2 protein-coding genes are annotated in these 1,439 nt (G+C 28.7%); both read left to right on the forward strand.

The genetic code is table 11. The features are described 5' to 3' along the window. Positions 1–326 precede the first annotated feature (326 nt). Positions 327–503: a hypothetical protein gene (locus tag EGM88_RS15840; RefSeq protein ID WP_162497589.1), complete on the forward strand. Its 177-nt coding sequence runs from the start codon at positions 327–329 to the stop codon at positions 501–503. A 3-nt stretch (positions 504–506) separates the two neighbouring features. Then, positions 507–1,202: a hypothetical protein gene (locus EGM88_RS13985; RefSeq protein WP_123899050.1), complete on the forward strand. Its 696-nt coding sequence runs from the start codon at positions 507–509 to the stop codon at positions 1,200–1,202. Positions 1,203–1,439 lie beyond the last annotated feature (237 nt).

The following is a 1,439-nucleotide window of genomic DNA, read 5'->3' on the forward strand; positions in this document are numbered from 1 at the left end:
TTTGGGAAGATAAATACTTTTGCGAAACGGAGGACTTAAAAGAGGACACTGAATTATAAGAATTTATTAAAATTTAGAAATAACAAACGTTAGCTAACACCGTACAAAATTTATTGCTGGTTCTAGCCTACTTACGAAAATTTGCATACGCACAGTTCGCACTTTGTGCTCGTGTCTCGCGGATTTTCTATTCGGTTTTTATTTACTAAATTAGGTGCTTAAAAACGCAACAAAGCATATTCAAACTCGTTGTGTGTAATGTGGGAAAACGAGCAACCTTTTAATTTTAACTTGCATTGGTATAGAATTTGTTATATATTTGATAAATGAGCATTAAGAAAAGAAATATAGTTAAATCTACTAAAAGCGGTAGACTTTATATAGAAACAACTGACTTTTTAAAACAAAAAAAAGTTAGAGCTACTATTAAGTTACTTTTAGAATCTGATTTAATAAAAGATATTGAAAAAAAGCGTAGAGACGAACAAAAAGTTCACGCCTAAGTTATGCCTTGGAATTTATTAATACTTCCTTTAGTTGGTGGATATTTTATACTTACGAAATGCTACATCTTTAAGTTTCACCAACAAAGATTAGACAGACAAAGACTTATTTTTGAAAGTGTTTTATTAGGCATAGCATTAATTGTATCTACTTATTTAATTAGAATTTTATTCGTAAAATTAACACCAGACTTAATAGATATAGTTCACAGTTATTCGCCTTTTAAACAACCTTTTGCTTTAACAAGTTTAATAAGCGTCGGAATTGCAATATTTTTCACAATTGTTTATAATAAATTTAGCGAAGATAAAAAGTGGATTAGAAAAGCTATCGATGATGTAGGAAATGAATTCGAATCGTTAATGAAATATTCATTCGATGAAGAATCTTTACTACAATTCACCTTAAATAATGATAAAATATACATTGCTTGGGTTAAAGAACTTCCAATACCATCAATTTCACCGTACGTAAGAATTATACCTGCTATTAGTGGATATAGAAAAGATGATAAAAAACAAGTTGAATTTACTACGCATTATTTGTCAGTATATGCGTCTTATATTAAAGAGGGAGTTGTAAAATATGTAGATGATTTAAATACTGATTTGATTCTTGATATATCAGATATTACAACAGTTTCAAATTTTGACCCTGAAATGTATAAAAAATTCCAAGAACAACTACCGACTGAATAAAACACTACACAGAACAAAGAACTGAGCTAAAAACCAAGCCTTTTCTTCATTAAATTTTGACAATAGTTTTCTTGCATTGTTGAATTAGAATAAATATCTACGAGCTTTTTTACAAAGTAACGGATTTAGATTTCATATTTGGGAAGATAAATACTTTTGCGAAACGGAGGACTTAAAAGAGGACACTGAATTATAAGAATTTATTAAAATTTAGAAATAACAAACGTTAGCTAACAC

This window comes from Aureibaculum marinum (genome assembly GCF_003813905.1).
Lineage (GTDB): Bacteria > Bacteroidota > Bacteroidia > Flavobacteriales > Flavobacteriaceae > Aureibaculum > Aureibaculum marinum.